Origin of the sequence: Pseudonocardia ailaonensis (genome assembly GCF_039531635.1) — a bacterium.
In the GTDB taxonomy this organism is placed as follows: domain Bacteria; phylum Actinomycetota; class Actinomycetes; order Mycobacteriales; family Pseudonocardiaceae; genus Pseudonocardia; species Pseudonocardia ailaonensis.
Genome location: NZ_BAAAQK010000004.1, coordinates 373,022 through 396,697 on the forward strand (window position 1 = coordinate 373,022; position 23,676 = coordinate 396,697).

21 protein-coding genes and 1 pseudogene are annotated in these 23,676 nt (G+C 71.7%); 9 read left to right on the forward strand and 13 right to left on the reverse strand.

Translation table 11 applies throughout. The features are described 5' to 3' along the window. Positions 1–120: 120 nt before the first annotated feature. Together ABD324_RS08230 and ABD324_RS08235 are read right to left on the reverse strand one after the other, a co-directional pair. Positions 121–1,539, reverse strand: a pseudogene (locus tag ABD324_RS08230) (MFS transporter); the annotation flags it as partial. Beyond that, positions 1,461–3,125 carry an FAD-dependent oxidoreductase gene (locus ABD324_RS08235; protein WP_344414130.1) on the reverse strand — a complete coding sequence of 555 codons (1,665 nt, stop codon included), beginning with the start codon at positions 3,123–3,125 and terminating at the stop codon, positions 1,461–1,463. The gene ABD324_RS08235 and the pseudogene ABD324_RS08230, both read right to left, overlap by 79 nt. A 165-nt stretch (positions 3,126–3,290) precedes the next feature. Here ABD324_RS08235 and ABD324_RS08240 point away from each other — a divergent pair, with 165 nt between their 5' ends. From ABD324_RS08240 to ABD324_RS08250, 3 genes are all read left to right on the forward strand, one after another. Continuing rightward, positions 3,291–3,854 carry a VOC family protein gene (locus tag ABD324_RS08240; protein WP_344414132.1) on the forward strand — a complete coding sequence of 188 codons (564 nt, stop codon included), beginning with the start codon at positions 3,291–3,293 and terminating at the stop codon, positions 3,852–3,854. Positions 3,855–3,940: 86 nt separating this feature from the next. Continuing rightward, on the forward strand, positions 3,941–4,219 hold the full coding sequence (locus ABD324_RS08245; protein ID WP_344414134.1) for a ferredoxin: 279 nt from the start codon (positions 3,941–3,943) through the stop codon (positions 4,217–4,219). 48 nt (positions 4,220–4,267) lie between these two features. Next, positions 4,268–5,710 carry an aromatic ring-hydroxylating oxygenase subunit alpha gene (locus ABD324_RS08250; protein ID WP_344414136.1) on the forward strand — a complete coding sequence of 481 codons (1,443 nt, stop codon included), beginning with the start codon at positions 4,268–4,270 and terminating at the stop codon, positions 5,708–5,710. A 110-nt stretch (positions 5,711–5,820) separates the two neighbouring features. On the opposite strand, the gene ABD324_RS08255 is transcribed toward ABD324_RS08250, so the two are convergent. Beyond that, positions 5,821–6,282 (reverse strand): hypothetical protein, encoded by a 462-nt coding sequence (locus tag ABD324_RS08255; protein ID WP_344414138.1) that lies wholly within the window; start codon positions 6,280–6,282, stop codon positions 5,821–5,823. A 100-nt stretch (positions 6,283–6,382) separates the two neighbouring features. Between ABD324_RS08255 and ABD324_RS08260 the strand changes: the two genes are divergently transcribed. After that, positions 6,383–6,871, forward strand: a complete 489-nt coding sequence (locus ABD324_RS08260; RefSeq protein ID WP_344414140.1) for a cupin domain-containing protein — start codon at positions 6,383–6,385, stop codon at positions 6,869–6,871. Between the two features lies 1 nt (position 6,872). Continuing rightward, complete coding sequence (locus ABD324_RS08265) at positions 6,873–7,748, forward strand: alpha/beta fold hydrolase (RefSeq protein WP_344414142.1); 876 nt, start codon at positions 6,873–6,875, stop codon at positions 7,746–7,748. Between the two features lie 54 nt (positions 7,749–7,802). Here ABD324_RS08265 and ABD324_RS08270 read toward each other — a convergent pair whose 3' ends face one another. The 5 genes from ABD324_RS08270 to ABD324_RS08290 form a co-directional block, all read right to left on the reverse strand. Then, positions 7,803–8,660: a VOC family protein gene (locus tag ABD324_RS08270; RefSeq protein WP_344414144.1), complete on the reverse strand. Its 858-nt coding sequence runs from the start codon at positions 8,658–8,660 to the stop codon at positions 7,803–7,805. Positions 8,661–8,687: 27 nt separating this feature from the next. After that, positions 8,688–8,804: a hypothetical protein gene (locus ABD324_RS08275; protein ID WP_425565759.1), complete on the reverse strand. Its 117-nt coding sequence runs from the start codon at positions 8,802–8,804 to the stop codon at positions 8,688–8,690. A gap of 311 nt (positions 8,805–9,115) precedes the next feature. Next, entirely contained in the window at positions 9,116–10,246 is a 1,131-nt protein-coding gene (locus ABD324_RS08280; RefSeq protein WP_344414146.1) for an ABC transporter ATP-binding protein, read from the reverse strand. Positions 10,247–10,262: 16 nt separating this feature from the next. Further along, complete coding sequence (locus ABD324_RS08285; RefSeq protein WP_344414148.1) at positions 10,263–11,942, reverse strand: ABC transporter permease; 1,680 nt, start codon at positions 11,940–11,942, stop codon at positions 10,263–10,265. Beyond that, entirely contained in the window at positions 11,939–13,048 is a 1,110-nt protein-coding gene (locus ABD324_RS08290) for an extracellular solute-binding protein (RefSeq protein ID WP_344414150.1), read from the reverse strand. The genes ABD324_RS08285 and ABD324_RS08290 overlap by 4 nt, the downstream gene beginning before the upstream one ends. A gap of 75 nt (positions 13,049–13,123) precedes the next feature. On the opposite strand from ABD324_RS08290, the gene ABD324_RS08295 reads away from it, so the two are divergent. The 3 genes from ABD324_RS08295 to ABD324_RS08305 are packed head-to-tail and all read left to right on the forward strand — an operon-like array spanning position 13,124 to position 16,726. Then, positions 13,124–13,249, forward strand: a complete 126-nt coding sequence (locus tag ABD324_RS08295) for a hypothetical protein (protein ID WP_344414152.1) — start codon at positions 13,124–13,126, stop codon at positions 13,247–13,249. Then, positions 13,246–15,681 (forward strand): CaiB/BaiF CoA transferase family protein, encoded by a 2,436-nt coding sequence (locus tag ABD324_RS08300; RefSeq protein WP_344414158.1) that lies wholly within the window; start codon positions 13,246–13,248, stop codon positions 15,679–15,681. The genes ABD324_RS08295 and ABD324_RS08300 overlap by 4 nt, the downstream gene beginning before the upstream one ends. A gap of 28 nt (positions 15,682–15,709) precedes the next feature. Further along, positions 15,710–16,726, forward strand: coding sequence for an MsnO8 family LLM class oxidoreductase (locus tag ABD324_RS08305; RefSeq protein ID WP_344414160.1), 1,017 nt, complete (start codon positions 15,710–15,712; stop codon positions 16,724–16,726). 39 nt (positions 16,727–16,765) lie between these two features. On the opposite strand, the gene ABD324_RS08310 is transcribed toward ABD324_RS08305, so the two are convergent. Genes ABD324_RS08310 through ABD324_RS08330 form a run of 5 tightly spaced genes read right to left on the reverse strand, consistent with a single transcriptional unit; the run spans position 16,766 to position 22,589 of the window. Next, the gene (locus tag ABD324_RS08310; protein WP_344414162.1) at positions 16,766–17,290 is read right to left on the reverse strand and encodes a hypothetical protein; all 525 of its coding nucleotides are present in this window, start codon (positions 17,288–17,290) and stop codon (positions 16,766–16,768) included. Positions 17,291–17,295: 5 nt separating this feature from the next. Continuing rightward, entirely contained in the window at positions 17,296–19,134 is a 1,839-nt protein-coding gene (locus ABD324_RS08315; protein ID WP_344414164.1) for a dipeptide ABC transporter ATP-binding protein, read from the reverse strand. Continuing rightward, on the reverse strand, positions 19,131–20,000 hold the full coding sequence (locus ABD324_RS08320; RefSeq protein ID WP_344414166.1) for an ABC transporter permease: 870 nt from the start codon (positions 19,998–20,000) through the stop codon (positions 19,131–19,133). The genes ABD324_RS08315 and ABD324_RS08320 overlap by 4 nt, the downstream gene beginning before the upstream one ends. Beyond that, the gene (locus ABD324_RS08325; protein ID WP_344414168.1) at positions 19,997–20,956 is read right to left on the reverse strand and encodes an ABC transporter permease; all 960 of its coding nucleotides are present in this window, start codon (positions 20,954–20,956) and stop codon (positions 19,997–19,999) included. The genes ABD324_RS08320 and ABD324_RS08325 overlap by 4 nt, the downstream gene beginning before the upstream one ends. Beyond that, positions 20,946–22,589, reverse strand: coding sequence for an ABC transporter substrate-binding protein (locus tag ABD324_RS08330; RefSeq protein ID WP_344414170.1), 1,644 nt, complete (start codon positions 22,587–22,589; stop codon positions 20,946–20,948). Before ABD324_RS08330 ends, ABD324_RS08325 begins: the two co-directional genes overlap by 11 nt. Before the next feature lie 183 nt (positions 22,590–22,772). Between ABD324_RS08330 and ABD324_RS08335 the strand changes: the two genes are divergently transcribed. Continuing rightward, complete coding sequence (locus ABD324_RS08335; protein ID WP_344414172.1) at positions 22,773–23,651, forward strand: alpha/beta fold hydrolase; 879 nt, start codon at positions 22,773–22,775, stop codon at positions 23,649–23,651. Positions 23,652–23,676: the final 25 nt, after the last annotated feature.

Below are 23,676 nucleotides of genomic sequence, written 5' to 3' on the forward strand. Positions count from 1 at the left end.
CATGACGGCGGCGACCACCAGCCAGGTGCGGAAGCCCGACTCGCCGTAGACCACGCCCCCGCCGGGGAACACCGTGGCCGTGGGCGCCAGCACCGCGAACATCACGATCGGCGTGATCGCGGAGAATCCGGTCTGGCAGAGCTGGACGGCGCCCGCGGTCGAGCCCTGGTCGCCGGCCGGGGTCGCCCGCATCACCAGGTTCGGGACGGACGCCGTGGTCAGGCCGCCGGCGAACCCGATCACCAGTGCGGCGAGCGCGAGTCCCAGGAACGAGCCGTTCAGCAGGATGATGGCGGCCGCGCCGACGACGTACACCCCCAGGCCGATGCACAGGAAGAGCCGTGGGTGCCTGCCCCGCCCGACCAGGAAGCCGAGCAGCAGCCCGGCCGCGACCTGGGCCAGGGCCTGCGGGGTCCCGATGCCGGCGTACTGGAAGGTCGTGAGCCCGAGCCCGTAGGTCACCCCGGCCTGGCGCGGGGTCAGCGCGAGCAGCGGCAGCACCTGGCTGATCGTGATCGAGATGCCGTAGGCGATCGCCCCGCCGAACGCGACGAAGACCAGCGGCTTGCGGCGGAACAGGGCGAGGTTGACGATCGGGTCCTCGGCGCGGCGGGCGTGCCGGAAGAACGCGACGAGCAGGAGGGCGCCGCCGGCCAGCAGCAGGAGCCCGACCGGGGAGATCCAGCCCCAGGTCCGTCCCATGCTCACGTACAGCAGCACCGCGCCGACACCGAGGGTGAGCAGCGTGCCGCCGAGGACGTCGAGCCGCGCGGCGCGCCGCAGCGACGACTCCGGCAGGACCAGCCGGATGGCGATGCAGAGGGCGAAGGTCCACACCACGTCGAACCAGAACATCCCGCGGAAGCCCCCGACCAGCACCAGCCAGCCCACCAGCAGCGGGGTGAACAGCGAGAACAGCCCGAGGCCGGTGATCACCACGCTGGAGGCGAGGGTGGCCTGCTTCGGCGGGAAGACGTCCCGGATCAGGGACGGGATCAGCGACAGGGTCGCGAGGATCGGACCCTGCAGCGCGCGGCCGAGCACCAGCACCCCGAAGGTCGGCGCCAGCGCGCAGAGCATCGCGCCCACCCCGGACACGGCCATGGTGACGAGCAGGACGCGCCGCTTGCCGTACAGGTCCGCCGCCCGCCCGAGCAACGGCGCCGAGATCGCGCCGGTCAGGAAGTAGGCGGTGGTCAGCCAGCCGCCCTGGGTCGTCGGGAACTCCTTCAGGATGCTGGGGAGCCCGATCGAGACCATCGTCGCGCCGAGGCCCAGGGCCTCGAGGACCATGGCGAGCAGGATGGTCGACACGACGAGCCGTGCGGTCCAGCCCTGGGCGGACCCGCCTGCCGTACTGGGTGCTTCCGTCATTGGAACCCTCCGACTGGGAGAAGGGGAGGTGGCGCCGGCCACCCGCCCACGGGACGTGCGGGACGTACGGGGACGAGCGGGATACGTCAGCCGATCTCGCGGGCCGGCACCGAGGCGACGTGCCGGCCGGCGCGGTAGCCCATGGTCACGCTGGGCCCGATGCATCCGCCGCCGCCCGGGTAGGTCGCCCCCAGCACCGACGCCGAGGTGTTCCCGGCCGCGTAGAGGCCGTCGATGATCGGCACCCGGTTGCCGAGGACGCGCGCGTCGGCGTCGATCCGTAGGCCGCCGTTGGTGCCGATGGTGCCGGGCCACTGCTGGATCGCGCCGTAGACGGGCCCGAGGACGGGCTCGATGTTCACGGTGTCCGGTCCGGTGAGGACGTGGGTCTGCAGCGGGTCGCCGAAGTCCGGGTCCTCGCCCTTCTCGGCGAACTCGTTGTAGCGGTCGACGGTCGCGCCCAGCACCTCGGGATCGATGCCGATCTTCACCGCGAGCTCGGCGATCGACGGCGCGGTCTGGACCCACTCCGGGGGCTCCTCGCCCGCGGGGCCGGTCAACGTCAGCTCGATGCCGGGTTTCGCTCCGAGCAGGCCCTGCTCGAAATGCTTGGCGCCGAACACGATCCATGCGGGCGGCTTGTTCGGGAAGCCGGGATCGCGCTGGTCGAAGGTGTTGAACGGGTGCGAGAAGTCGTTGTAGGTGTACCCGCCGTGCATGAACCGCTCGCCCTGCTGGTTGACGATGATCGAACCGGCACCGAGCCCCATGATCATCTGGGGGAGCGGGTTGCCGTCCCGGCCCTTCTCGAACGGCTCGTAGACGACGCCGTAGCTGAAGAACGTTGTCATCGAGCCCAGCTTGGCGCCGGCCTCCATCGCCATGAGGTGTCCGTCGCCGGTGTTGGACCAGGGGGTCATGGGCTTGACCTCGTAGCCGATGAAGGCCTTGACCATGTCGGCGTTCCACTCGAAGCCACCGCAGGCCAGGACGACGCCCTTGCGGGCACCGAGGGCGGTCCGGCGGCCGTCCTGCTCCACGACGACGCCGACCACCGCGGACCCGTCCCGCACCAGCTCGACGGCGGGGCACTCCGTGCGCACCTCGACCCCGAGATCGACCAGCGCCTTCAGCAGCGGGGCGATGAGCCCGCCGCCCTTGGCCCGCCAGCCCTCACGCTGCCGCGTCTCGAGCTCCTCGGGGCTGATCCCGCCGCGGCGCAGCTCCGGGAAGCTCACCTCGGCCGGGGGCACCCACGGTCCGCGGTTGATCTTGTTCGCGAGCTCTTCGCCGAGCTCTGCCGCCGCGGGATAGGGCTTGGCGGACAACGAGCGCGGGAAGGGCCGGACGCCGGGGATGCGGTCGCCGATGACCGAGTAGTAGTCGTCGAGCTGCAGGTGCGGCTCGGAGCGGTAACCGGTGTGCTCCTCCAGGTAGAGGATCGCCTCCGGCGCGGTGTCGACGTAGACCTCGACGAGCGACGGATCGCTCTCGCGCCCGTCGGACAGGCGGTGGAGGTACGCGATCGCGTCCTCCCGCGAGTCCCGGTCGGCGATGTGGTGGTTGTTGGGGACCCACATGTCACCGCCGGACACCGCGGTGGTGCCGCCGATGTACCGGTCCTTCTCGACGACCAGGACCTCGGCGCCGCCGTGGCGGGCGAGCAGGGCGGCGGTCAGGGCGCCGCCGCCGCTGCCGACCACGATCACGTCGACGACGTCGTCCCAGCGGGATGTGCTGCCATCAGGCACGTGGGTCTCCCGAGCTTCTCGGCAATGAGGGTGCGGCGATCCTGATGTGTGGGGAGCGCGCCGACAACGCCGTGTCCCGGTGGGCGGAAAGGCCGCACGGCGGCGGGATTCCGTTCGGCGGGACGCGCGATGGACCCGGACGGAGGCCGGGCGGACAGTTCGCCCATGCGAGCGCTGAGCGATCTGTTCCGCAACTTCCTGCAGCTGGGCTACGTCACGGACGACGTCGACCGGGCGGCCACGTACCTGGAGTCCGCGGTGGGCACCGTGGACTGCGTGCGCCACCACCGGTCCTCCCTCGGCGGCGGTCGCCCTCCGTCGGGTCCGGGCGATCCGCGGGCGCCGTTCGTCGTCGTCGAGGGGGAGCCCGCCCGCGAATGGCTGATCGACGTGGCCCTGGTCAATGCCGGTCCGACCAACCTGGAGATCATCCGGCCGGTCGATGGTGCGGTCGACCTCTACCGCCGCGCGCTGCGGCCCGGGGTCCCCGCGACGCTGCACCACCTCGGGTTCGTCGTGGACGACTTCGACGAGGCGTCTGCCGTGGTCGCCGCGAGCGGCAGGAGCTGGGCCCAGTACGGCGACAGCGGGGCGATCCGGTTCGGCTACCTCGACATGACCGCCGAGCTGGGCCACTTCGTCGAGATCATGGAGCTCGGTGACGAGGGCGGAGTGGGCTTCGCACAGCTCGAGGCCGCCTCGAATGCCGCCCGGACCGAGCGTGGGTGACGCAGATTCCGTCCACCGGGATGGTCGGTGGATCGCGCGACGAGGTTCCGGCGAGAGTCGGCCGGGCCACCGGAGAGGACAAGGTCATGAGCGACGACGTACGGGTGTGGATCGAGCAGAAGCTCTGCACGGGCGACGGCCTGTGCGTGCAGTACGCCCCCGAGGTGTTCGAGTTCGGTGAGGACGGTCTCGCCTACGTCAAGCAGAAGGCGGAGGGCGAGCTGCTGACCGACGGCGAGCAGGCCGATGTGCCCGCCGGCCTGCGCCTGGACGTGATCGACGCCGCGGACGGGTGCCCCGGCAACTGCATCCATGTGGTGCGCACCGCCGACGGCGTCGAGGTCGCGGGACCCGACGCGGCCTGACCCGAGCAGGACAAGACGCAGTTCGAACGACGAAGAGGAGTGGTTGCGGTGTCCGTGGTTCTCGAGCCGAAGCTGAACGGCAAGACCCCCTGGTTCGCGGGCGACGTCCCGCCCGAGCTCGTCCCCGAGAAGTACCGGCTCGCCCGGGCGTTCGTGCCCAAGGCCCGGTACCTCGATCCCGAGTTCCTCCAGCTGGAGATCGACAAGCTGTTCGCCCGGACGTGGCAGGTGGCGTGCCGGGTCGAGGAGCTGCCCGGGGTGGGGAACTTCGTCGAGTACGAGATCGGCTCGCACTCGATCATCGTGGTGCGGGAGTCTCGGACCGCGATCCGTTCCTACTTCAACGCCTGCCGGCACCGCGGCACCCGGCTGGCGAAGGGCCGCGGTCGCGTGGGGTCGCTGATCTGCCCGTTCCACGGGTGGCGCTGGAACCTCGACGGGTCGATCCGGCTGGTGCTCGACCGCGAGGAGTTCGTGCCGCGCTCCGACGACGATCTCGGCCTGGTGAGCGTGCGCACGGAGCTGTGGGGCGGGTTCGTCTTCGTCACCATGGACCCGGACGCGGCGCCGCTGCTGGAGTACCTCGACCCGATCCCGCGGATCTTCGAGCCCTTCCACTACGAGAACATGCGGATCCGCTGGCAGAAGGGCGTGATCCTGCCCTGCAACTGGAAGACCGCTCTCGACGGCTTCCTCGAGGCGTACCACGTGGCCGGCACCCACCCCCAGCTCCACCGCTTCGACAAGTCCAACACCAACATCGCCTCCCTGAAGGAGCTGGAGGAGCGCACCTGGTCGCCGACGACGACCTACGAGCGGCACGCGCACTACTCGAGCGTCGGCAAGAAGAAGAGCGACCCGGCCGCGGCGCGCGCGACGAAGGACCCGAACGTCCGCGGGACGGACGGCGTCGTCGACCCGCGCGAGGCGTTCGCGCTGAGCGTGCAGTACATCTACGACGACATGCGCGGCCTGGAGAACGAGCGCAGCTGGCGGGCCGCGGAGGCGCTCAAGACCGCCGAGGTGCCCGAGGGCTCGACCACCGGCGACGTGTTCATGAGGCTCTACCGCGATCTCGTGGAGTCCGAGGGCTACGAGTGGAACGACATCACCCCGGAGCAGTGGGCCGAGGCGGGGACGGCGTGGAACGTCTTCCCCAACACGATCCTGCTGCCCAACCAGGGCTCGTCGTTCATGTACCGGGCCCGCCCGAACGGCACCGACCCGGACAGCTGCCTGTTCGAGATCTTCGGGCTGGACCAGGTCCCGGTCCACGAGTACGACACCAAGCGCGAGCACGAGCCGCAGGTCTTCACCGACTTCCGCGACGGCGACTTCGGCGAGGTTTTCGGCCAGGATCTGATGAACGCCAAGGAGGTCACCGTGGGGATGCACTCGCCGAGCTTCGACGGGCACCGCCTCAGCGAGGACCAGGAGATGACCATCTACAACCACCACCGGGTCGCCGACCGTTTCCTGTGGTCGGACTGAGTATCGGGACGGACTGAGTATCTGGACGGACCGAGCGAGCCCCGACAGATCGAGAGCCGGCCCTCCGCGAGGAGGGCCGGCTCTTGTCGTGGGTCATGGGGGACCGGGGCTCAGCTGCGCACCCAGCACTCGTCGTACCACCAGGTCCGCAGGTTCACCTGCGACTCCGGCCAGGTCTCGGTGTAGCTCACGCCGTCGGGGCCCGCGGTCATCTGGTAGGCCGTGCCGGCCCTGCTGATCCAGAACTCGCCGGGCCCGATCGTCCGGCTCTGCTCCTGTCCGTCCTCCTCCCATGTGACGGTGAACGAGCCGCCGAACACGATGATCAGCTCGTCCATGTTGTGGTGGTGCTTCGGCACGGCGAAGTTCGGCGTGCACCGCAGCCCGTTGATGTTGAACGCCGGATCGACCCGCGTCGAGACCGTCATGTTCGTCCCGAAGGTCTTGGCGAAGTCGACCGGCGCGTCGGCGAGCAGGCCGTCGGTCTCCACCCACAGATAGCTGTCCTGGAGCGTCAGGGGCATGTCCGTCCACCCGTCGCCGTCCACCAGACTGAACTCTTCGATCGCCATGCAGAGCAGTCTCGGCACCGTCGCCGGCGATGTCGCCGACCGGTCCCGGCCAGCGGAATCCGTGCAGGTCCGGGTCCTCTCGGGCTGTCATTCTCGGCCGATGACCATCATCTTCGGCGACCTCATCGACGACGCGGAGTGGATTCCGATGCGGCTCGAGGGTCAGCAGGACAGTCCCTCCTACTTCTGGAACGACGGCGGTCTCCTCGCCGACGCGCCCGTGGACTTCGCCGCCACGTTCGGCGAGAACATGTTCGTGACGACCAAGCCGATCGAGGTCGCGAGGTTCAACCGCAATCCACTGCGGGTGGTCCCGGACTTCACCGTGCCCCGCCACCACCACAACATCGACGAGATGCTGTTCGTGTTCGCCGGCGAGTACCTCATCGAGCACTACGACGACGAGGAGCCCACGACGGTGCGGGTCGGTCCTGGCGAGGTGTTCCTCAGCCGCGCCGGCACGCCGTACACGATGACGGCAGGCCCCCGGGGCGTCACGTACATCGAGACGTGGCCGGTCCCGGTCTCCCAGCTGGAGACGTACTGGCACGACTTCGGCTGGGTCCGCCGCGAGCGGGTGGGCGGCTGAGATGCCCGACCTGACGCACGACGCCACCGCGAGGACCGTCGACACGCCCCGCGGCCCGCTGCACTACCACGAGGCCGGTGAGGGCCCGCCACTCCTGCTGCTGCACGGCTCCGGGCCGGGGGTGAGCGCCTGGGCGAACTACCGCGGCAACCTGCCGGTGTTCGCGGAGCACTTCCGCACCCTGGCGCTGGACTTCCCCGGCTTCGGCAAGAGCTACTCGCCGGAGGGGAACCCGATGCCGGCGGCCCTGCCCGCCGTCGTCGACTTCCTCGACGCCCTGGGCCTCGGCGCCGTCCCGGTGCTGGGGAACTCGATGGGGGGCAACGTCGCGGCGCGCCTCGCGGCGACCTTCCCGGAGCGGGTCAGCCGGCTGGTGACCATCGGCGGGATCGGCGTGCCGGTGTTCGGTGCGGCCCCTCCGGAGGGCATCAAGCTGCTGGTCCAGTTCGTGGAGGACCCCACGCACGAGCGGCTGATGGCCTGGATGGAGTCCATGGTCTTCAGCACGGACATCCTCACCGAGGAGTTCGTGGAGCTGCGCTGGCAGGCTGCGTCGGACCCGGCCGCGCTGGCGGATGTCCGGAAGCTCTTCAACTTCGGGTCCCTGAGGGCGATGGGGGCGGGGCGCACGGCGCAGGCAGTCGACGCCGTCGACGTGCTGAGCCGGATCACGGCGCCCACGCTCATCACCTGGGGCCGGGACGACCGGGTCACCCCGCTCGACGGCTGCCTGGTCGCCATGCGGCTGATCGCGCAGGCGGAGCTGCACGTGTTCCACGACTGCGGCCACTGGGCGATGATCGAGCGCAAGGAGGAGTTCGAGTCCACGGTGCTGGGCTACCTGCTCCGCGACGTCAAGCAGCCCGAACGTCTCTGAGCGGACAACGGGGAAGGGGCGCCTCCCGCGGGAGGCGCCCCTTCTCGTGTGTCCCTATCGCCCGGGCGGCGGCAAGAATTTGTGGCCCCAGAAGGCGCCCTCGGTGATCTCGTAGACGGGCTCCGGCTCCTCCACCCGCAGGCCGTTCCAGCCGAACTCGATGGCGTAGAGCTCGGGGGAGTAGGTGTAGAAGGACACCATCCGGTCGTTGGTGTGCTTGCCGAGCGAGTTCATCAGCGGCACGTCGAGCCTCTCGCGGCGGTCCAGCGCCAGGCCCACGTCGTCGAGGTCCCCGACCTCGACCATGATGTGCACGAGCCGGCCGGGTCCGGGCCCGGGGGCCACGGCGAAGGTGTGGTGGCGGGCGTTGCAGCCCATGAAGGTCACCGGGCCCATGGTGTTGCGCTCCACGAACCCGAGGACCCGCTGGTAGAAGTCGAACTGCGCCGCGGTGTCCTCGGCGGTCACGATCACGTGCCCGAACCCCTGGTCGCCCGTCACGAAACCGCTGCGGACGAGCGGGGTGTGCACCGGGACGTGGTCCAGGACCGCGCCGTGGAACAGCTCGACGGTGTTGCCGCCCGGATCGAGGAACGACGCGAACCCGGTGACCCGGCGCTCCGCGCACTCCTCCGGGGTGCCCTCGGTGACCTTGATGCCCTCGGCCTCGACGTCCGCCACCAGCGCGGCCAGCTCGCGGCGGTCGGTGACCTCGAAGCCCATTGCCCCCAGCCCGGGTTCGGCGGCCGGGGTGACGACCAGGCGCGGCGGGTAATGGTCGACCCGGAAGTACAGCGACCCCGGATCGGTCCCGTCGACCTTCATGAGCCCGAGGAAGTCCTCACCGAACTTCCGCCAGGCCTCGATGTCGGGTGAGTCGAGCCGGACGTACCCGAGGGATCGGACCCCCATGGCTGTCTCCTCTCCGTGAATGGTGGATCAGGAACCCTGTTCCCGTTCGGCGGCGAGCCGGGTGGCCACGTCGATGGTCATGTCCTCCCGGCCGCCGACGTAGCCGGGCTCGCCGCAGCGGCGCAGGATCTCGTGCGAGGGCACCGTGTAGCGCTCGGTGTGCAGCAGGAAGCCTGAGTGGGCTCCGCCGCCGCTCGGCCAGCAGATCGGTGCCGATGTTCCCGGGCCCGACGATCGCCGCCGTCGCGGTGGAGCTTCCTCAGCCATGACGGAACCCTGACAGGAGCCGGCGGGCGGGGAGTGCCTTCGTCCCGGCCAGCGGAAAGGGCGAGGGTCAGATCCCCTGCCGTCGCTCGTCGTGCCGCGTGGGCGCGGCAGAGCTCCGACCTGCGACGACGATCGACAGGACCGTCGGGCCACCTGCGCCGCGGCGGAGCCGGCGTCGTCGGCGGCTCCTACGCCGCGGACCCGACGACGCTGTCGAGCGGGACCAGCGCGCCCGCCTCCGTGCGCTCGTAGACGAGCAGCGCGGAGCGGCGCAGGACGACGTCCACCCGGTCGTCCCGGCCGAACGGCCACGTCCGGGTCCGGGCGGTGGCGCTCAGCCGGGCGTCGCCCACCCGGACGATCCACTCGGTCAGGTCTCCGCCGTACACCGCGTCGGTCACGGTCCCGGGGACGGACGTGCGGTCGGCGTCCTGCGGGCCGGTCCCGGGCGCGGCGAGCTCGATGTCCGACGAGCGGAGGCGAAGGTCGTAGCCGGCGTCGGACAACTCGGTGTGCGGCAGCACCAGTGAGGTCGGGGCGCCCCCGACGCGCCATCTGCCGTCCGTGCCCCGCTCCAGGGTGAGCTCGTTGGCGATTCCGAGGAACCGGGCGACGTACGCGCTCGCGGGCCGCGAGAACAGCGTCTGCGGATCGGCGAGCTGCTCCACCCGGCCGTCGCGGAGCACGGCGACCTTGGTGCCCAGCTGCATGGCCTCGGTCTGGTCGTGGGTGACGTACACGCCGGTGAAGCCCAGCTCGAGGTGGAGCTCTCGGATCTGCTGGCGCAGCTGTGCCCGCAGCCGGTAGTCGAGATTGCTGAGCGGCTCGTCGAACAGCAGCAGGCGCGGCTCGGCGACCAGTGCCCGGGCGAGCGCGACGCGCTGCTGCTGGCCACCGCTGATCGCCGAGGGGAGCCTGCCTGCCAGAGGCTCGCACTCCACCAGCGCGAGTGCCCGGCGGGCCCGCGTGCTCCGCTCGGCCCTGCCGACTCCCTTGGCCCGCAAGGGGTAGGCGACGTTCTGCTCGATCGTCATGTGGGGCCACAGGGCGTAGTTCTGGAAGACCATGCCGATGCCGCGCCGATGCGTCGGCACGTCCCGGCGGCCGCCGACCATCGTCTCGCCGGCGATCTCGATCGTGCCCGAGTCCGGCCGCTCCAGGCCCGCGACGCAGCGCAGCAGGGTGGTCTTGCCGCAGCCGCTCGGTCCCAGCAGCACCACGAGCTCTCCCTCGCCCACGGTGAGGCTCAGCCCGTCGACGGCGCGGACACCGCCGGCGTCGAACGTCTTGGTCAGGGCATCGATCCGGACTTCGCTCATCGCCGGTCCCGTCTGGTCAGAGTCGTTGGAGGGAGTGACGGCCGCCGAGCAGCAGGGCGACGGTCATGCCGGCCACGGTCAGCAGCACCATCAGCAGGGCCAGGACGGCGACCTGGGGTGCGATCCCGGAGTTCGTGGCGTCGTAGAGGAGCGAGCCGATCACCCGCCGCTGGGGGGACGTGACGAGGAGGGACACCGCGAACTCGTGCACCACGATGATCGTCACCAGGGCCGCGGAGACCCCGAGGCCGTTGCGGATGAGGGGAAAGGTGACCCGCAGCGCGGTCGCGAGCGGCCCGGCCCCTGATGCCCGGGACGCCTCGCCGTACTCCGGCCCGGTGGCCTGCAACGACGACAGCTGCGGCCGCAGGGCGAACGGCAGCATGAGGGTCACGTAGGCCACGACGACCATGGCCGTCGTCCCGTAGAGGCGGACCGGAGGGCTCGAGTAGGTCAGCAGCAGTGCGAAGCCGAGGAGGGCCGCCGGCAGGCACAGCGAGATGCTGCTCAGCAGGTCGATCCCGGTGCGCACGGCGCGTGGCACCCGAGTGCGGCCGATCAGCGACAGCGCGGTGAGGTAGCCCAGCGGCAGAACCAGCAGCAGCGTGAAGCCGACGGCGGCGGCGGTCGTCGAGATCGCCGAGGTCGTCTTCGGGTCGGCGAGCGCCTGCACCCAGTTGTCCGTGGTGAACACCGACGGGTTCACCTGCCCGGACCAGTACGGGGACAGGGACACCACGATCAGGGCGAACAGGGGAAGCACGACGGCGACCACGAGGTAGCCGAGCACCGGGACGCACGCCCACCACGACGTCCGGATCCCGACCTGTCGCGTCCGGCCCGACACGGCCACGTACCGCTGCTCGTCGCGCAGGGCCCGGCGTTGCACCGCGACCAGACCGACCCCGATCACCAGCAGCGGGAGCGCCACCGCGCCGCCGAGCCCGTAGTCGACGGGGTACTCGGCGGACACCCGGTAGATCACCGTGCTCACCACCTCGATCCGCCGCGGCCCGCCCAGCAGCAGCGGGACCGTGAACTGGCCCAGGGCGAGCAGGAAGGTGATCACTCCGGAGTAGACGAGAGCCGGTCGCAGCATCGGCAGGGTCACGGTCAGGAAGGTCCGCCACGGCCCGGCGCCGCAGGCCGCGGCCGCGGCTTCCAGCTCGGCCCCGCGCTGGCGCAGCGACGCGGTGACGAACAGGTAGACGAAGGAGGTGAGGATGGATCCGCTGAGCAGCACGATCCCCGGCAGGCTCTGGATGTCCAGCGGTCCGGCGGCGCCCGAGCCCAGGCCCAGGTCCCGCAGCGTCCGGTTGAGCAGGCCGGTGCGCGGGGCGAGGAGGTACTGCCAGCCCTCGACGCTCGCCACCGAGGGCATGACCAACGGCAGGACGGGAGCCGCGGCCACCAGAGTGCGCAGCCGCGGCGGGACCCGGGTCGTGCACCACGCCAGGCCGGTCCCGGCGACCAGCGCGAGCGCGACCCCGCCGAGGGAGATCACGAGCGTGTTGACGTACGCGGCGCCCAGCCCGGGATAGTCCGCCAGCCGCCGGAAGGCGTCGAGGCCGTCGCCGAACACCTGGCCGAGCAGCCGGGCGAGCGGCCAGACGACCAGCAACGCCAGCAGCACGGCGAGCGCCAGCCAGGGCCAGCCGGTCGGTTGGCGTCGGACACCGGCACCGGTCACGCTCACGGGAGCTTCATCTGGATGCTCCAGACCTTCTCGAGCCAGGTGCTCTGCTCCGGGGTCAGGATTCCGTCGGCGACCGCACCGTCGGCCGGGATCCTCGTCATCGTGGCCGGTGCGCCCGGGATCGTCGCGGGGTCGAGGGCCGAGAGCAGTCCGCCGTTGCCGGCCAGAGCCACCTGTCCGGCGGGGGAGAGCAGCCAGTTCTGGAACACCTGCGCCGCATGGGGATGCGTCGCCCAGTCGACCACGGCGGAGTCGACGGCGGTCGAGATCGCCGGCGTGAGCGGCACGAAGCTCACCGGTGCCCCCTTGGCGGCCAGCGCATCGATGATCGGCTTGACCTGGTAGACGCCGACGGCGATCTCACCCGACGCGATGTCGGTGCCCATCGGCGCGGTACCCGTGTAGATCCGTGGGTTCAGACCTGCGAGCTGCGCCACCCCGGCATCCCCGCCGAGCTGCCGGGCGGCGTAGTACCACCATTGGATGCCGGCCGGGGTCGGCTTTCCGGGCAGGATGCCGAGGGCGTCCTTCAGCTGCGGTTGCAGCAGGTCCTGGTAGGTCCGGATCGGTGCGGCACCGAGCTGCTGCACCATCGCGCTGTTGACCCCGGCCCCGAGCGGAGTCGCGGCCACGAGCACGAAGCGCCCGCCCTGGTACACGAACCTGCTGCCGCCCCAGTACTTCGCGAGCGCCGGCCCGGTGGGGGCGACCAGGCGGCCGGCGTTGTCGTCGAGCCAGAGCTTGCTGGAGAGCATCGCGACGTCCGCACCTGCGGTGCGCGCGCCCTTCTCGGCGTCGAGCTTGGTCGTCAGCTCGCCGGACGCGTAGTGCGTGACCACGAGCCGGACGTCCGGATAGGACCGGTTGAAGGCAGCGGCGAACTCGTCGCCGACGGCGTCGGAGTTGGTGTAGAGGACCAGCGTGCCTTCACGGTTCGCGGCGTCGACGACCGCCTGCCAGGCCGGTCCGCCGCCGTCGTCGGGATCCGCCACGGGGGCGGCCGCCGGTGCGGATCCGCTCGTCGCCCCGCAGGCGGCGAGGACCAGCACCAGGGCGGCCCCGATGATCACCCCGAGCCGGGACCGATGGTGTCGCAGCAGTTTCACGATGCTCCCTCGAGGGCGGACGGTGACGAACCTTCACGGTGGCCCGGAGCGTAGAAACAGGATACGGTAGTGTCAATGTTGGATCCGAAACCCACGATCGATCTCGACGACGTGGACTCCGGACACTGGGAGGACATCCTCGTGGTAGCGATTGACCCGGGCGGCACCCCGTTCGGCACGGTGTCCCCCGACCCGTCATGACGGACATGTCACCGCTGGACGACTACACCGTCGTCGACCTGTCGAGCGGGGTCGCCGGTGGGTACTGCACGCACCTGCTGGCCGGGGCCGGCGCCGTCGTGGTGAAGGTGGAGCCACCCGAAGGGGACCCGCTGCGTCGCCGGTCGCCCTCGGGTACCGAGTCGCCCGCGGGGCAGGACGGCGCCCTCTTCCAGTTCCTGGCCTGTTCCACGCAGAGCGTGGTCGCCGACCCGGACCGGGGGGAGGACATCGGATTCGTGCTCGACGTGATCGCGCGGGCCGACGCGGTCGTCTGGTCGCCGGGCTCCCGGCTGGCGGCACTGCCGGAGCTGTTCCCGACGGCGTTGCACGAGCGGTTCCCGGCGCTCGACGTCCTCACCCTCACCCCCTTCGGCCTGGACGGCCCGTGGGCGGGCAGAGCGGCGAGCGAGTTCACCCTGCAGGCCTGGGCCGGAGCGATCGGGTGGCGCGGCCTGCCCGGCCGGCCGCCGGTGAGCGTCGGCGGACGGGTGGGGGAGTGGATGGCCGGCACCTTCGCCGCCACCGGGTTGCTCGCCTCCCGCCGCCGACGGATCGCCGACCCCGGTGGCCAGATCCTCGACACGTCGGTCCTGGAAGCGGTCGCGCTGAGCCTGACCAACATGCATCCCGTCTCGTACTTCGCCGAGGCGGCCCGTCCGCGTGATCCGGCGCCGATGTCGCTCCTGCCGGGCGTCCACGCCACCGGCGACGGCTGGGTCGGGTTCATGTGCGGCACCGGGCAGCAATGGCTGGACTTCTGCGTGCTCGTCGAGCGTTTCGACTGGCTGGACGACGAGACGCTGATCGCCCAGGGCGAGCGCGAGCGCCGCCGGGACGAGCTCACCGCCCACATCGACTCCTGGGCGGCGGCGCGGACCACCGCGGAGATCCTCGAGCTGGCGGCGTCGCTGCGCGTGCCCGCCGCACCCGTCGGCAACGGCGCGACGATCTCGGCGATCGACCACTTCGTCGACCAGGCGATGCTCGTGGAGGCCCCCCGCGGCGGATTCCTCCAGCCCGCCACGCCGTACCGCCTGCACGGCAAGGCGAGCCTGCCTCCGGTCGAGCCGCCGCCGGCCCTCGGCGAGCACACGTCGGACTGGAGACGGCGGGTGGCCGACTGCCGGCAGGACCTCGACCGGGCCCGCCCGCCGGGGCCCGGGGGCCCACTCCCCTTCGACGACCTGCGGGTCGTGGAGATGACGGCGTTCTGGGCCGGACCGTCGGCCGCGCAGTTCCTCGGGACGCACGGCGCCGAGGTCATCAAGGTCGAGTCGCCGGCGCGGCCGGACGGGATGCGCGCACTGAGCCTGCGCCCCGTCGACGAGGACGGGTGGTGGGAGTACGGGCCGCTGTACCACGCGACCAACACCAACAAGCTCGGTCTCGGGCTCCGGCTCGACCGCCCGCGCGGGCTCGACCTGCTGGTCGATCTCCTCGACACCAGCGACGTGCTGATCGAGAACTTCAGCCCGCGGGTGCTCGACTCGTGGGGGCTGAGCGCGGATCTCCTGCACCAGACCAACCCGGGCCTGATCCTCGTGCGGATGCCGGCCTTCGGGCTGACCGGTCCGTGGCGGGACCGGACGGGCTTCGCCCAGACCATGGAACAGGCGTCGGGGATGGCGTGGGTGACGGGCTTCCCGGACGGGTCCCCGCAGGTCCCGAGCGGTGTCTGCGATCCGCTCGCCGGGGCGCACGCGGCGTTCGCGCTGCAGGTCGCACTCGCCGTGCGCGACCGCACCGGCGAAGGGCTGCTGGTCGAGGTGCCGATGGTGGCGAGCGCGCTCAACGCGACCGCCGAGCAGCTCGTCGAGTACACGGCCCACGGTGTGCTCGCACAGCGGCTCGGGAACCGGTCGCCGTCCGCAGCGCCCCAGAACCTCTACCGGTCGTCGGACCCGGGCGACGGGCTCGGCGGCCCGCTGGTGGCCGTCTCGGTCGAGACGGACGAGCAGTGGGATGCGCTGGCCACCGCGCTCGGTGCGCCGGAGTGGACGCGGTCACCCGAGCTGGCGACCTTCCCTGGTCGGAAGGCACAGGAGGACGTCCTGGACGCGTGCCTCGCGGCATGGTGCGCCGAGCGCACCGTCGACGAGATCGTCGCGCTGCTGTGGGGGGCCGGGGTCCCGGTGGGCCGCGTGGCGATGCCGCACGAGCCGGAGCCCGTCCAGTTCGACCACCGCGGGTTCTTCGAGTCCGTCGAGCACCCCGTCGAGGGGTCGACGGTCGTCGCCGGCTCGCCCGTCCTCTTCTCCCGGGACCGCTACCCGGCCCACCGTCGCCGGGCACCGATGTTGGGGGAGCACAACCGGTACGTCGTCAACGCCCTCCTCGGGATGACCGCGGACGAGTACGCCGGGCTCGAGGCGGACGGGGTGATCGGACGAGGGGTGCGCACCGACGGATAGCCGCTCGACGGGGGACGGGAGCCGCGCGATGAGGTACTCGCTCGTCGAGCTCGCGCCCGTCGCTCCCGGGACCTCGAAGTCGGCCGCGCTGGAGCGGGGCCTCGCAGCGGCGGGCGAGGCCGAGCAGCTCGGCTACGACCGGATCTGGTTCGCGGAGCACCACCACTCCACCGGGTACGCCTCGGCCGACCCGGTGCCGATGGTGGCCGCGGCCGTGGCCAGGACCTCGCGGATCCGGATCGGTTCGGGTGCGGTCCTGCTCAACCACCACAGCGCCTTCGCCGTGGCCGAGCGGTTCATGATGCTCCAGGCGATGGCGCCGGGACGCGTCGATCTCGGGCTGGGCCGCTCCTCGGCCGGTGGGCTCATCGACGCCGCGCTGCGCCGGGACCGCGACTCCCGGCCGGTCGACGACTTCTCCGCGCAGGTCCAGGAGGTCCTCGGCTACTTCCACCGCGCCTTCCCGGCGGGGCACGGGCTCGCCACCGTGGACCTGACCACCTCGGTGGACGGTGTCCCCGACGTCTGGATCCTCGGCTCGTCGGTGGCGAGTGCCCACCTCGCCGGGCAGCTCGGCATCGGGTACGTCTACGGCGCGCACATCAATCCCGCCGCGACGTGGGCGGCCCTCGAGCGGTACCGGGAGAGCTTCGTCGCGACGCCGTTCGGCTCCGGCGTCCCCCGCCCGATCCTCACGCTCCACGTCGCGGCCGCCGACGACGACGAGCAGGCCCACCGCCTGACCTGGCCGGCCCGCGCGCTGCGGGCCGGAGGTCGCGACCGCCCGATCCCGACGGTCGAGCAGGCGACGGCGGAGCTGAGCGGGAGGGACAAGGCCCTGACCAGCGCGGTCCGGGGAGACGTCATCCCGCCGCAGATCGCGGGCACGCCCGGGTCGCTGCGCGAGCAGCTCGAGCCGCTGATCCGGGCGACCGGGGTCGCCGAGATCATCGTCCAGGACATGCTGACCGACTTCGCGCTGCGGAGCAGGTCACGCGAGATCATCGCCAAGGTGCTGGGGTCCATCGACGCCCCGCCCCGCTGAGGCGCCGGGCGGCGGGCGCCCTGCCCGCCGCCCGGGCCGTCAGGACTCGTCCAGCTCGGCGGCCGCGACTCCGCCGCCCTCGTACGGATTGCCCGTGGCACGCAGGTAGCGCTGCCACTCGGCGTGGTCGTGGCGGACGAGGTAGCGCACGACCAGGCCCTCCTCGAGGGTGTAGGTGGCCTCGCTGTGCAGGTGGAGCGGGCCGTCCGGGAGGGTCCCGGTGATCGTGTGGTCCGCCACGACCGTGGTCTCGTCGCGCGCGGTGGCGGTCCCCACGATGTCGATGTCCGGGATCGTGCGACGCAGGAACGCGCCGTAGTTGCCGTTCCCGCCCACCTCGCCGTGGTTCATCTCGGCGTACAGGTGGTCGCCTGCCGGCTGCTCGAACGGTGCCATGGCGAGCTGGATCACCGGCGCGAACAGGGTCTTGTGCACGCTCGCGTAGATCTCGAAGCCGGTCTGCAACGACGTCCGGATGCGGCCGGCCATCTCGACGGCGGTCTCGGGCGTGTTCATGGCCACGGAGGTCCAGCGTGCAGTGGCGCCGGTCGTCGGGTCCGTCATGGGGGTCATCCTTCGGGTGCAGGGCCCGGACCGGAGTGGACGATCGTCCGCCCGGGAGAGGGGGCCGGGGAGACCGCGGCGAGGAGCTCGCGGGTGTAGGGGTGCCGGGGCGTGGACAGGACCGCGCCGACCGGACCTTCCTCGACGATCGCGCCATCCTTCATCACGAGCACCCGCTCGCACATCCGGTGGATCACGCCGAGGTCGTGCGAGATGAACAGCAGCGCCGTCCCGAGGTCGCGCCGCAGCGTGTCGAAGAGGTCCAGGATCTGCGCCTGCACCGAGACGTCGAGTGCGGACACCGGCTCGTCGCAGACGAGGACGTCCGGGTCCGGGCCGAGTGCCCTGGCGATCGCGACGCGCTGCCGCTGTCCCCCCGACAGCTGGGTGCCGCGACGGTCGAGGAGGCTCGCGTCCAGCCCGACCCGGTGCAGCAGCTCGACGATGCGGGACCGGTTCGCCGCGGCGCCGCGGGGTCCCGGTCGCCCCAGGGCCTCGCCGACGATCCGCTCCACGCTGAACCGTGGGTCGAAGGAGCTCAGCGGGTCCTGATGGACGATCTGGATGCGGGACCGGTGCGGCCGTCGCTCGCGTTCGCGCAGCTCCGACCATGCCTCGCCGTCGAGCAGTACCCGGCCGCCGTCCGGCGCCAGCATGCCCAGGGCGATCCGCGCGACCGTCGACTTCCCGGACCCGGACTCCCCGACGACACCGAGTGCCTCGCCGGCCCGCACCGTGAACGAGACGTCGTCGACGGCCTGGAGGCGGCGGCCGCGGGCGAGGCGGAAGCGCTTGGAGACCCCCTGCACCTCGAGAACGCGGGCCCGCGACGTCGCGGGGGCGGCGACCGCCGTCGCCGCCTCGGGCGCGATCTCGTGGGTGTCGGCGTGCCAGCACCGGGCGAGCACGGGGCCCCCGCCCTCGCGGCGCAGCGGTGGCAGCTCCTCCTCGCAGCGCACGTCGGCGAGCGAGCACCGGCTGCGGTAGTGGCACCCGGGCCCGGTCGCCGGAGGGGCCAGGCGGCCGACCGACACGGGAACCGGACGCCGCGCGCCGATCGTCGGTGCCGCCGCCAGGAGCGCCCGTGTGTACGGGTGCACCGGGTCCTGCAGGATCGCCTCGGCGGGGCCCTCCTCGACGACCACCCCGGCGTACATCACGGCGACGTGGTCGGCCATGCGCGCGACGACCGTCAGGTCGTGGCTGATCAGCAGTATCGCCGTGCCGGCGTCACGCTGGGCCGCGAGCAGGTCGAGCACCTGGGCCTGGATGGTGACGTCGAGGGCCGTGGTGGGTTCGTCGGCGACGACGAGCGACGGCCCGGCGGCGATCGCCGAGGCGATGAGCGCGCGCTGGCGCAGACCGCCGGACAGCTCGTGCGGGTACTGCCGGGCGCGCACCTCGGGATCGGGGATGCCGACGTCGGACAGCAGGGACCGGACGCGTTCGGCGCGCTCGCGCCGTCCGAGGTCGGCATGCAGATCCAGAGGCTCGGCGACCTCGTCCTCGATCCGGCGCAGCGGATCCAGCGAGGTCAGGGCGTCCTGCAGGACGAAGCCGATGCGCGCCCCCCGCAGCCGGCGCCACTCCCGTTCGCCCAGCGACAGCAGGTGCTGCCCCTCGAACGTCATCCCCGTGGCCTCGATGGTCGCGGTCGGGCCCGCGAGCCCGAGGAGCGAGCGCGCCGTCACGCTCTTGCCCGAGCCGGACTCGCCCACGATCGCGAGACACTCACCGGCACGCAGCGTCAGGCTCACCTCCCGGACGGCGACGATCGGGCCGTTGCGCGTCGGGAAGCGGACCGCGAGGTCGCGCACGTCCAGGAGGGCGTCCCCGCGGGTCATCGGTCGTACCGCCCCTCGAAGCGGATCCGCAGCTCACGGCCGATCACGCTGATGCTGATGACGGTCAGCACGACGGCGAGGCCGGGGAACACGGCCGGTGCCCAGGCGTCCTGGAGGTAGTTGCGGGCCTGCGAGAGCAACGAGCCCCATTCCGAGGACGAGGCCTCCGGTCCGAGGCCGAGGAAGCTCAGCGACGCCCCCGCGATGATCGATGCGCCGATGTTCATGGTCGCGAGCACGAGCATCGGAGGCAGGACGTTGGGCACGATGTGGCGCCCGACCACGCTGCGCCTGCGGAGTCCGAGCGCGGTGGCCGACTGCACGTACCCGGTCCGGTCGACGACCAGGGTCTGCACGCGAACCACCCGGGCGAACCCGGGGGACAGCGACACGGCGATGGCGATCGCGACGCTCGGACCGCCGGGCCCGAGCACCGCGACCACCAGGAGTGCCAGGAGGATCGTGGGCACGGACAGGAGGATGTCGGCGAGGCGCATCGCGGCCTCGTCGACGAACCGTCCGCCCAGCCCGGCCGCCAGGCCCCACACGATGCCGACGACCGCCGCCAGCGCCGTGGCACCCAGCCCCAGGGCGAGTGAGGCGCCGGCCCCGTGGACCACGCGCGTGAGGACGTCCCGACCGAGCTGGTCGGTGCCGAACAGGTGCTCGGCACTCGGGTCCAGGAACGCGTCGGCGGGGTCGACCGCCTCGGGGTTGCCCCCGACGAGGTCCGGGAACAGGGCGACGACGCCGACCAGCAGGAGGAAGACGACCGCCAGCGGGGGCCCGATCGAGTGCGCGCGGCGCCCCGCCCCGGATTCTCGGACCGCGGCGAGAGGCTGCCCGGCAGGTTCCACGGTGGTCATTGCGCCACGCTCCCGAGTCGGGGGTCCACGACGCGGTACAGCGCGTCGAGCCCGGTGTTGATGACGACGAACGCGATCGTCGCGACCAGGACGACCCCCGTGACGACGGGCAGGTCCCGGCCGTTGACGGCGGTGACCGCGACCTGGCCGATGCCGGCCCGCGCGAACACCGTCTCGACGACGACCACGCCGCCCAGCAGCGCGCCCAGCATCCAGCCGGACAGCGTGAGTACGGGCAGCAGCGCGTGCCGCACGGCGTGGCGCAGCCGCAGACGGGTCGCGCTCGCCCCGCGGGCCCGCACGGTGAGCGCGAAGGGCTGCTCGAGCGCACGTTCCAGCCCCTCGCGCATGACCAGGCTGAGCGTGCCGGCGATCGGCAGGGCCAGCGTCAGCCAGGGGAGCACGAGGGAGCCGATGCCGTCGTCGCCGAACACGGGGAACCAGCCGAGACGGAACGAGAACACGGTCAGCAGGAGGATGCCGACGAAGAAGCCGGGTGTCGACACGAGGACGAGCTCCACCGTGGACGAGAGCGATCGGGCTCGCGGACGGCCCGCTGTCGCCACGGCCAGGACGAGGGACAGCACGAAGCCGAGGACGGCGGCACCGAGGGCCAGTACGACCGTGGACCACAGCTGGTCGGAGATCACCGAGGTCACCCGCTGGTTCAGCTGGTAGGACATGCCGAGGTCGCCGGTCACGAGCTCACCGAGGAATCGTCCGTACTGGACGACCAGCGGCTGCCGGAACCCGTACTGCGCGTTGATCTGGTCGAGGATCTGCTGGGACTGGCCGCTCACCGCCCCACCCCCGCCCGCGATGATGCGGGCGGGGTCGCCCTTCAGCAGGTGGAGACCGAGGAACGACAGGGTGGCCGCGCCCCAGACCACGAGAACGCCGAGTCCGGCCCGGCGCAGCCACCAGCGCGTCGTCACCGCGGCGGTGTCACGTCGCAAGCCAGGCACCGTAGAACTGGGCGATTCCCTGGACGTCGAAGGCGACGCCCCGCAGCGCCGACGAGGTGCCCACGAAGGACGTCATGACGTAGCCGGGCAGGAGGTACCCGTTCCTCAGCACGTCCGCCTGGGCGAGCGCGTAGTCCCGGGCGGCGACGGCGGCGTCCGTGGTCCGGGCCGCCTCGTGGAGCCAGCCGTCCAGCTCGGGCGAGCTCGACTGCGCCACGTTGGCGCCGCCCTGCGGGAACGTCTGGTCCGAGGCGAAGCTGAACCGCAGGATGTCGGCGTCGGCGCGGGCGTTGCTGCTGTCGAGGATGTTGTAGTCGCCCTTCAGCACCGCGTTGCCGTAGGTCCCGGCATCGAGGTTCGGGCGGTCGATGCGGATGCCGACCTTCTTCGCCTCGGCCTGGATCGCCTGGCCGAGGACGTCTCGCTGGTCGCGGTTGATCAGGGCGAGGAACGGCCACGTCAGCGTGAGCTCCCGGCCGTCCCTGGTCCGGTAGCCGTCGGCGTCGGTGTCGGTCCAGCCGGCCTGGCTGAGCAGAGCCTTCGCCTTCTCCGGATCATAGGCCGGCAGTGCGGACTCGGCGGCCGCGTCGTAGTCCGGGGTGGTCGGCGAGAGCGAGCTCCGGGCCGCCGCGTACTGCCCGGCGTAGACGGTGCGGACCAGCGCGGGGATGTCTATCGCCGACTGCACGGCCCGGCGGACCAGGGGATCGCTCGTCGGGCCGTTCTTCACGTTGAGGAACAGGTTGTAGTTCACGCCCGGCAGCTCGGTCTTGAGCACGCGGAACCTGTCGTTCGACTGCAGCGACCCGACCCGGTTCGGCGGCACCGACGCGGTGCCCTGGACCTGGCCGCTGGTCAGGGCGCCGTAGCGGGTGGCGTCCTCCGGGACGTAGTTGAACCGGAGCGTCTGCAGGTACGCCGGCCCGGTGTGCGAGGCGTTCGAGGGCGCCGAGGTGTAGGCCGGGTTGCGGGTGAGCGTGATGTCCTTCTGCTGCTCCCAGGAGACGAACGAGAAGGGACCGGTACCGATCGGCCGGTAGTCGGATGCGGGCAGCGCCAGCGCCTTCGGGCTCTGGATCCCCAGGTACGGGGTGGACAGCGCCTGCAGGAACGGGCGGAACGGCTGCGTCAGCGTGATCTTGACGATCGAGTCGTTCACGACGGTCGCGCTCTCGAACGGCGCGATCAGCGAGGCCGCGTACTGCGACTTGCTGGCCGGGTTCACGATGTGCTCGAACGTCGCCTTGACCGCGTTCGCGTCGAACGGGGTGCCGTCGGTGAACGTCACCCCGGGCTTGAGGTCGAAGGTGTACTCGCGGCCGTCCGCCGAGATCTCCCATCTCGTCGCGAGCCAGGGCTTGAACTCGGTCGGGCCGGACTGGACCACCAGCGAGTCGAAGATCGTGCGGCCGACCAGGCCCGTCACCGTGGCCGGGCTGACGCCCGGGTCCAGCGTGAGCTGGGTCTGGTCGACGAGGTAGGTGACCTCGCCGCCGCTGACCGGGCTGCCGTCCCCGCTGCCGCCGCTCGGCGCGCTGCTCGACGAACAGGCTGCGGTGGTGGCGAGGAGGACCAGTCCCGTGGCCACGGCGGCGAGCCGGCTCAGGCGCGTGCGTGCTGACATCTACTCGTGCTCCTACGTCGGGGGTCGGTCGTGGCGATGTGCAGACCGTGCGGACCCTTGTCGGATCCAATATTGACGGTTCTGAATCCTAGACCTAGTGTGATGGCGCGTCCAGGGCAGGAGCCGCGGGTGCGGGCCATATCGTGGAAACGGCGCCATGGGCCGATGACAGGAGCGTCGAGCGTGTCCAGTACCGGCAGGGTTCGAGCCAACGGCATCGACATCGAGTTCGAGACCCTCGGCGACCCGGCCGATCCCGCCCTCCTGCTGGTCATGGGGCACGGGATGCAGCTCGACGCCTGGGAGGCGGAGTTCTGCGACGAGTTCGTCGCGCTCGGGTTCTTCGTCGTCCGCTTCGACAACCGCGACGTCGGGCTCACGACCAAGTTCGACGGGATCCCCGACATCGAGGCGATCCGTGGGGGAGACCCGTCCTCGGCCGTCTACACGCTCGAGGACATGGCGGACGACGCCGCCGGCCTGCTCGACGCGCTCGGCATCGAACGGGCGCACGTGCTGGGCGCCTCGATGGGCGGGATGATCGCGCAGACCCTCGCCGTCCGGCACCCGGAGCGGGTGCGCTCGCTGTGCTCGATCATGTCGACGACGGGTGCCTCCGGAGTGGGCGAGGCGAAGCCGGAGACCCTGGCCGCGATCAGGGCGGGCGTGCCACGGACGCCGGACGAGATCGTCGCGTCGCAGGTGGAGATGGGCCGTGCCCTCGCCGGCAGCGGCTTCCCGTACGACGAGGAGCGCGCCCGTGGGCGGGCGGAACGCGCCCACCGGCGGTCCCACTGTCCCGAGGGCAAGCTGCGACAGCAGGCCGCGATCCTGGTCGCGACCGACCGGACGGCGGCGTTGCGCGAGCTGGACCTCCCGGCGGTCGTCATCCACGGTGCGGACGATCCCCTCGTCGGGGTCAGCGGTGGCGTGGCGACCGCTGCGGCGATCCCGGACGCCCGGCTCGTCGTCGTCCCGGGCCTCGGGCACGAGTTCCCGGCCGGCGTCTGGGGCCGGGTGGCCGCGGAGTTCGCCGCCAACGCACGCCGCTCCCGTCCGTGAGCCGCATCCTGCCGATCCTGTTCCA